The sequence below is a fragment of the Pseudonocardia nigra genome, assembly GCF_019396355.1.
GTDB classification, from domain to species: Bacteria; Actinomycetota; Actinomycetes; order Mycobacteriales; family Pseudonocardiaceae; genus Pseudonocardia; species Pseudonocardia nigra.
The window spans coordinates 1-7,492 of the sequence record NZ_JAHKRK010000296.1 but is presented as its reverse complement, the minus strand read 5'-3'; the positions used below and the strand labels follow the sequence as shown (position 1 = coordinate 7,492).

The following is a 7,492-nucleotide window of genomic DNA, read 5'->3' as shown; positions in this document are numbered from 1 at the left end:
ACTGCCGCTCTTCCGGGGGAACCTCCGACTGGATCGTCAAGCACAGATCCACGAGCTCTTCCTGGTGCAGGCCAGTGGTATGATACAACGCGACGGTCCGTTCACGTGGGCTTGTGTTGGCAAACCCGTTCTCGCGTGAATCGGACCGTCACTCGTTTGTCGACACGCGCAAGTTGATCTCAGAACCGTAACGAAACGCTTCGCTGAATAACCCTCGGATGTACCGCCTTCGGCGGGGGCCTGTCGGCCCTTAGAGCCCTGTGTCAACCTCTGGCCGGTCAGCGGTTGGCGACTCCGTCGAGACGAAGTTCGTTCGACTCGTCGCGGTGGGCGCCGGTCGTGCCGACATGCTTGTCGCTGATCGTTGTGCCATTGCGGATGACGTGGACGAGCGCCATCGCGTGGCCGCGCCCGAGGTTGTAGTCCTCCTTCAACCAGGCGATGATCTCGGCGGGTTTGGTGGTGCTGTCGAAGCCGCGCTCGTGCGCCTCGGCCACGAGCTGGGCGGGGATCTTGCCGGTCTTCTCCTCGATCTTGTCGAGGTAGGCCTGGAACGACATGGCTTCTCCAACCGGTGCGAGTTGTGTGGTGTTGTGGTGGTGACCACGCGGTTCCACCTAACTCATCGATCTGGCGCGCGCCGTCCGGCTGGTGGTTGGTCAGTCGCGGCGTGCGGCGGTGGTGGGTCTGTCCTCGGTCGGCGGTGTGCCGGGCAGAACTTCGTCGCGCCGACGCGAGGAGCCGATCACCCGGCCCCAGGTGTGCCCGTTGCTGCATTGACGGCACCGGCCCTGGCCGGCCGGCTCCTTCCGGGGGCCGGGCGCTGCCCGGACCCGGCCTCGCTCGGAGAGCCCCGATCCGATCTCGACGCGGCCTGGTTGTGACGTCGGCAGGGTGGCGACGAGCAGCTGCAGCGCGCGGTGCCGGTCGGGGGCGTAGGGCTGGTGGTCCTGCCGCAAAGCCCGACTAACACGCGGGCCAGGTGGGCGTGCAGCACGGCGGGTTCGGTGCGGCCGGTGTAGTGGTTGCGCCGCAGCCAGGTCCCGAAGCGGGAGGGGGTGGGCAAGTCGCGGATCCGGGCGTGTCACGCGAACGGTGTAAGCCGCGGGTGAGCCAAGATCGACCACTGTGATCAACACAGCGGTCGGGAAGGACACCACGTGAGCAAGAACCAGTCCGACCCCGATGCGGAGACCGCGGCGGCCCGCCGGCTCGCTGAGGCGCTCGACCCGTCGGCGATCGACGCTCTGCTCGCCGATGCGCAGGCCGCCGGAACTCCGATCGACGGCGTCGACGGGCTGCTCAACCAGATGAGCAAGGCCGTGCTCGAACGGGCGTTGCAGGCCGAGATGACCCACCATCTGGGCTACGAGCGCGACGACCCGGCAGGTGCTGGCACCGGCAATTCCCGTAATGGCAGCTCGACGAAGACGGTATCGACCACGAACGGGCCGGTCACCATCACTGTGCCGCGCGATCGGAACGGCGAGTTCGAGCCGAAGATCGTGCCGAAACGCGCACGCCGAGTCGGACAGATCGACGAGCTTGTGCTGGCGAAGTTCTGGGCCGGGGTGTGCGCCGAGCTGCGCAACCGCGGCGTGCGTGAAGTGCTCATCGTCTACTGTGACGGGTTGACCGGGTTCCCGGAGGCGATCGAGGCGACGCGAACATCAACTGGGCCGCAGAGCATCGTGCAGACCTGCACGGTGCACCTGATCCGGGCGGCGATGCGGTTCGTGTCCTACCAAGACCGCAAGCGCGTCGCCGCGGCACTGCGGCCGATCTACACCGCCCCCACCGACGAGGCCGCCCGTCTCGAGCTGGACCGGCTCGGCGACGGGTGCCGCGTCGCGCTCGTGCTCGAGCCCGTCCGGGCGGTGGTCATCGCCGACGATCGCGCGAATCGCGTCCATGTGTGGTGGCGCTCCCCGACGACCTCGCGGCCGAACCACCCGTTCCGCGTCCAGACGGGGAACGGGGACATGCCGGCGATGAGGCCTGATGTCGGCTCGGCGGTCGTAACGTTCGGCGGGTGACCTCTTCGCGGAGGTATTCAGCGACGCGTTCCCGGACCGGCCTGTCTTCGATGCCTTGCGCGGCAGCAGCTCCCGATCCCTACGAGGTCCCTACGACCATTGATCGGGTTCGGAATTTACTCGTCTAGGTACTGTCGCTGCGCTGATCCGGCGCGAGCGTCGCTCAGCGCAGTCCGGAGCGGACGAAGCCGTCGACGATCCGGCGCTGCAGCACGAGGTAGAGGGCCAGCACCGGGAGGCAGGCGAGTCCGGCGGTGGCCATCATCGGGCCCCAGTCGTTGCCCTCGGTGCCCATGAAGCTGCGCAGCCCGAGTTGCAGTACGGCGTTCGAGCGCTGCAGCACCAGCGCGGGCCAGAAGTACTCGTTCCAGGCGTTGACGAACAGCAGGACGCCGAGCGCGGCCAGCGCGGGCCCCAGGTTCGGTACGACGACCGACCAGAGCGTCGCCCAGGAGCCGCGGCCGTCCATGCGGGCGGCGTCGAGCAGGTCCCGGGGGATGCTGCGGACGTGCTGGCGCAGCAGGATCACCGCGAGCGCCGAGCAGAGGTTCGGCAGGATCACGCCGGCGATGGTGTTGAGCGTCCCGAGCTGGTTGAGCAGGACGTAGTTGGGCAGCATCGTGACCTGGAAGGGGACCAGCCACGTCGCCACGAACAGCAGGTAGAGCGAGCGGGAGAAGCGGAACTGGTAGGCGGCGAAGGCGTAGGCGGCCAGCAGACCGGTCAGGAGCTGGCCGAGGGCGATCATCGCCGCCATCACCGTGGTGTTGACCAGGAGCCGCGGGACGTCGAGAACGGTCCAGGCCCGGGCGTAGCTGGCCAGCGACAGCGGCCAGGGGAACGGGTTGAGCGAGTAGACGTCCTCGGGCGCGCGCAGCGATGTCGCGTAGAGCCAGTAGATCGGCACGATGCAGACGACGCCGAGCAGGCCGAGCACCAGGTGCCCACCAAGCTCTCGGACCCGGGAGCGCGCGCCGACGGGGCCGGGCCTGGGGTCGGGGATCGCGACCGTCGGTGCGCTGCCCACGGGCGCGGCGGGGGATGCGGTCCGGTCCACGCCGGGCCTCCGATCAGGAATCGTGGAACGACAGCCGGTCGGACAGCCGGACGAGGCCCAGCGCGACGACGCCGAAACCGAGGAAGAAGATCATTCCCGCGGCGGCGCCGAGCCCGGCGTCGAAGGACCCGAAGGCGTAGTCCCACAGCAGGTAGTAGACGTTGGTGGTGGCGCCCGACGGGCCGCCGCCGGTGAGCGTGTCGATCAGCGGGAAGCTCCACTGGGCGGCCAGCAGCACGGTCATGAGCACCAGGAACGCGCAGGTGGGGGACAGCAGCGGCAGGGTGATCCAGCGGGTCGTCTGCCAGCGGGTGGCCCCGTCCAGCGCCGCGGCTGCGGAGTACTCCGCGTCGATGCCGGTGAGTCCGGCGGCGACGACGAGCACGGCGAAGCCCAGGACGTGCCAGCCGGTGATCGCGATGATCGCGAACTGCGCGGGGCCGGGTTCCTGCAGCCAGTTCGTCGACGAGCCGAGCACTTGGTTCACCAGGCCGCCGCGGGGGTCGAGCATCCACTGCCACACCGCCGCGCCCGCGACGGGTGCGACGAGCATGGGCGCGAACACGAGCGCCTGGTGGACCGTGGCGGCCCGGCCGGTGACGCGGCGGGCCAGCAGCCCGACGACCACCGGTACGACCAGGGTGAACGGGAGCAGGCCGAGGATCAGCACGACCGTCCGCCCGATCGACGCCCCGAAGTCGGGGAGGGTGAACAGCCGCACGTAGTTGTCCAGGCCGACGGGCTCCGCCGGGCTCGTGGGCAGCAGGTTCCACGAGTACAGCGACAGCTCCGCGGTGCGGACCAGCGGCCCGTACACCCACACCGCGAGCAGGACCAGCCCGGGGGCCAGGTAGAGGTACGGCGGCGCCGCCCGCAGAAGGCGGCGCCACCGCGACTCCCGCACCGGTGCGGGGGCCTCGACCACGGCGGGCGCGGGGACCTCGACGAACACCGGTCAGACCTCCGCCGGGATCCGGGCCAGCATCCACGCCACGCGCTCACCGGCGTCGACGTCGTAGACGGGCTCGCCGGCGAGCGGGACGGCGGTGGCGACCGCGGTCCCGCCGACCAGGTCGATCCGGCTCAGCGCGGGCCCCGTCACCCCGCGCAGCCGCCCGGCGGGCGGAAGCGCGTCCACGCGGTACGCGGTGGCGGGCGCGATCCAGACGGGGATGCCGGCGAGCGCACCCGCACCCGCGTAGTGCGCGTGCCCGCAGACGATCATGCGGACGTCGGTGCCGTCGACCGCGGCCGCGAGCCGTTCGGCGCCGCGCAGGCGGAGCAGGTCGACCGACGGCACCGGCGACGGCAGCGGCGGGTGGTGCAGCACCAGCACGCTGCCCTGCGGAGCCGGGGTGGCGAGCGCGGCGGCCAGCCGGGTGAGCTGCGCGTCGGTCAGCTCGCCGTGGTGGTGCCCGGGCACGGTGGTGTCGAGGACGGCGACGCGCAGCCCGTCGAGGTGATGCACGGCGTCGCACGGGTCGTGCCCGCCGGGCAGCCCGAACGCCGCGCGGAACGCGCCGCGTTCGTCGTGGTTGCCCATGACCGGGACGACCGCGGCGTCGATCCGCCCGGCCACCGGCTCGACGGTGTCGCGCAGCAGCCGGTAGGCCGCGGGGTCGTCGGCGGTGAGGTCCCCGGCCAGCACGATCGCGTCGGGCCGGGCGCCCGCCTCGACGACGGCGAGCGCGGCCCGCAGATCGGCGGCCGAGTCCGGGTCGGCGGTCAGGTGGGTGTCGGTGATCGTGACGAGCACCCGCCGCCGCTCGTCGGGCATCACCCCTCCTCCCCGGCGGGCAGCAGGGCGTGCCGCGCTCCCGGGCCTCGGTCAGCGTGGCCTGGGCGTCGGCGCCTTGGAGGACGACCCGCTCGACCGCGTCCATCATGCCGTCGCGGATCTGTAGGTAGTCGTCACCGGCATGGAGACCCACGGCTCCATCCGGCCGAGCTGGTCGACGTTGATCCGGACCGACGAGTTCTGCGCGGCCCACTCCTGCAGCGCGCCGCCCTCGCCGACGAGGTCGCTGCGCAGCGGGAGGTAGCCGATGTTCTGCGCGATGAGCGTGTAGGCGACGTCGCTGGTGAGGAACGCGACGAGCTCCCATGCCGCGCGCTGCTTCGCGGGGTCGTCGGCCAGGACGAACAGGGCGGCGCCGGAGTTGGTGGGGACGGCGGGCGTGTCGCCGAACGACGGGGTGGCCGCGGCGCCGAGCTCCCAGCCCGCACCCGCCGCTCCCTTGCGGAACATGCCCTCCACGGAGCTGGACTCGAGGAGCATGCCCAGCTCGCCGCGGGCGAAGGCCTCGACGGCCTGTTGCTGGGTGTACTTGGGCATCGCGCCCGAGGTCACCATGTCCTGCAACATCCGCACGGCCTCGACCGCGGCGGGCTCGTCGTAGGTGAGGCGGGTGCGATCCTCGGACAGCACCCGGCCGCCGTTCGAGCGGATGATGCTCTGCAGGCACCAGTCCTTCGCCACCGTCGTGACGCAGTCGACGTAGGCGCCCTCGCGGCCCGTCGCGGCGCGGATGCGCTCGGCTGCGGCCTGGACCTCGGCCCACGTGGACGGGGGGTCGGCCGGGTCGAGCCCGGCGGCGGTGAACAGCAAGGCGTTGAAGTAGAGCATCGGCGTGGACAGCACGAACGGAATGCCGTAGGTGGAGCCGTCGAGGATGCCGAGGGCGGCGGCGGCGGGGGCGTAGGGGTGTTCCCCGCCGAGGTGGGCCGCGACCGTCTCGGCACCGACGAGGTCGTCGAGGGGCTTCGCTCCGAGCTGGTGCACCGTGAAGCCGAGGTCGGAGAAGCCGAGCTGGGCGACATCGGGGGCGTTTCCGGTGGCGGCCTGGGTCTGCACGCTCGAGACGGCGTCGGCGGCCGGGTTGGCGCTGGTGCCCTGGGGCTTCTGGGCGGTGACGGTGATGTTCGGGTGCTCGGCGTGGAACTGGTCGATCAGCGCCGTGAACGTGTCGGTCCACGCGCCTGCCTGCCCGAAGTTGTAGCTCTCGAACGTGATCGCGACCTGCTGGCCGGGGGCCAGCTCGGGCGCACGGGAGGTGGAGGCGCCCTGCGGGGCCGAGCCGCCCACGCCGCAGCCGGCGAGCAGCAGGGCGGCGGCGCCGGTGAGGGCTGCCGCGAGTCGGGTGGTGCGCAACGAGTGCTCCTAGGGAGGGAGGGTCAGGCCGGGACCGGGGTGGACTCGGCGGACCGTCGGACGAGGCGGCGCCCGCGCGACGGGTCGAACAGGTGCACGCGATCGGGGTCGCAGTGCAGGGCGACGGCATCGCCGACGGCGAGGCCGAGCGGCCGGGGCCCGCGCACCGCCAGGCGCGCGTCCCCGATCAGGCAGTGGGCGACCTCCTCGCCGCCGAGGTTCTCGACCAGCCGGACGACCCCGCGCAGCTCCGGTTGCCCGAGGGGCGCGGGGCCGATCTGCAGGTGCTCGGGCCGGACGCCGAACAGGACCTGCCGGCCCGCGGGGTCGTCGGCGAGGTCGACCGGCCCGAGCGGCGCGTCGAGGCCGTCGCCGACGGCCCGCAGGAGGCCGCCGTCGGACCGCAGCTCGGCGGTCAGCAGGCCCATGGCGGGGGACCCGAGGAAGCGCGCGACGAACACCGACGCGGGTGCGTCGTAGACCTCCTCCGGGGTGCCGACCTGCTCGAGGCGCCCGCGGTCCAGCAGGGCGATCCGGGTGGCCATGGTCATCGCCTCGACCTGGTCGTGGGTGACGTAGAGGAAGGTGGAGCCGAGCCTGCGGTGCAGATCGGTCAGCTCCGCCCGGGTGGCGATGCGCAGGGCGGCGTCCAGGTTGGACAGCGGCTCGTCGAGCAGGAACGCTCCGGGGGCGCGGACCAGGGCCCGGCCCAGCGCGACGCGCTGCCGCTGGCCGCCGGACAGCTCGCGCGGGCGGCGCTCGAGCAGATCGCCCAGCGCGAGGGTGCGAGCGACCTCGACGACGCGCGCGTTGATCTCCGCGCGCCCGCGCCTGCGGGTCCGCAGCGGGAACCCGATGTTCCTCGCGACGGTCAGGTGGGGGTAGAGCGCGTAGCTCTGGAAGACCATCGCGAGGTCGCGGTCCCGCGGCGGGGTGGTGGTGATGTCGCGGCCGTCGAGCAGGATCCGCCCGGCCGACGGCGCGGTGAGGCCGGCGACCATCCGCAGCAGCGTGGACTTGCCGCAGCCGCTGGGGCCGAGCAGCACGAGGAACTCGCCGTCCGCCACGTCGAGGCTGACCCGGTCGACGGCGGTGACGGCCGCGGAACCCGCGCCGAACCGCCGGGTCAGGCCATCGATCTCGATACGGCTCACCAGGGTTCTCCTCGGGGTCGGGGTCGGGGTCGGGGGCGGGGGCGGGGGCGTGTGGGTGTCGGGGTCGCCGGGGCGGGGAGCGCGGCCGGCAGCC

The 7,492-nt window shown here is 72.2% G+C and carries 6 protein-coding genes and 1 pseudogene; 1 reads left to right on the top strand and 6 read right to left on the bottom strand.

Translation table 11 applies throughout. From position 1 onward, the window contains the following. Positions 1 to 278: 278 nt before the first annotated feature. A complete protein-coding gene (locus KME75_RS38240; protein WP_219419825.1) occupies positions 279 to 560 on the bottom strand; it encodes a DUF4287 domain-containing protein in 282 nt (93 codons plus the stop codon). Positions 561 to 1,160: 600 nt separating this feature from the next. Here KME75_RS38240 and KME75_RS38235 point away from each other — a divergent pair. Next, positions 1,161 to 1,826 (top strand): annotated as a pseudogene (locus KME75_RS38235) (transposase); the annotation flags it as partial. 373 nt (positions 1,827 to 2,199) lie between these two features. Here the strand turns inward: KME75_RS38235 and KME75_RS38230 are convergent. The 5 genes from KME75_RS38230 to KME75_RS38210 all read right to left on the bottom strand — a co-directional run bounded on the left by KME75_RS38230 (position 2,200) and on the right by KME75_RS38210 (position 7,398). Beyond that, positions 2,200 to 3,093 (bottom strand): carbohydrate ABC transporter permease, encoded by an 894-nt coding sequence (locus KME75_RS38230; protein ID WP_308283447.1) that lies wholly within the window; start codon positions 3,091 to 3,093, stop codon positions 2,200 to 2,202. A 13-nt stretch (positions 3,094 to 3,106) separates the two neighbouring features. Next, positions 3,107 to 4,045 (bottom strand): carbohydrate ABC transporter permease, encoded by a 939-nt coding sequence (locus KME75_RS46415; protein ID WP_219419824.1) that lies wholly within the window; start codon positions 4,043 to 4,045, stop codon positions 3,107 to 3,109. Between the two features lie 3 nt (positions 4,046 to 4,048). Continuing rightward, complete coding sequence (locus KME75_RS38220; RefSeq protein WP_219419823.1) at positions 4,049 to 4,870, bottom strand: metallophosphoesterase; 822 nt, start codon at positions 4,868 to 4,870, stop codon at positions 4,049 to 4,051. A gap of 105 nt (positions 4,871 to 4,975) precedes the next feature. Beyond that, positions 4,976 to 6,244 carry an ABC transporter substrate-binding protein gene (locus tag KME75_RS38215; protein WP_246633646.1) on the bottom strand — a complete coding sequence of 423 codons (1,269 nt, stop codon included), beginning with the start codon at positions 6,242 to 6,244 and terminating at the stop codon, positions 4,976 to 4,978. 23 nt (positions 6,245 to 6,267) lie between these two features. Beyond that, complete coding sequence (locus KME75_RS38210) at positions 6,268 to 7,398, bottom strand: ABC transporter ATP-binding protein (protein ID WP_219419822.1); 1,131 nt, start codon at positions 7,396 to 7,398, stop codon at positions 6,268 to 6,270. Positions 7,399 to 7,492: the final 94 nt, after the last annotated feature.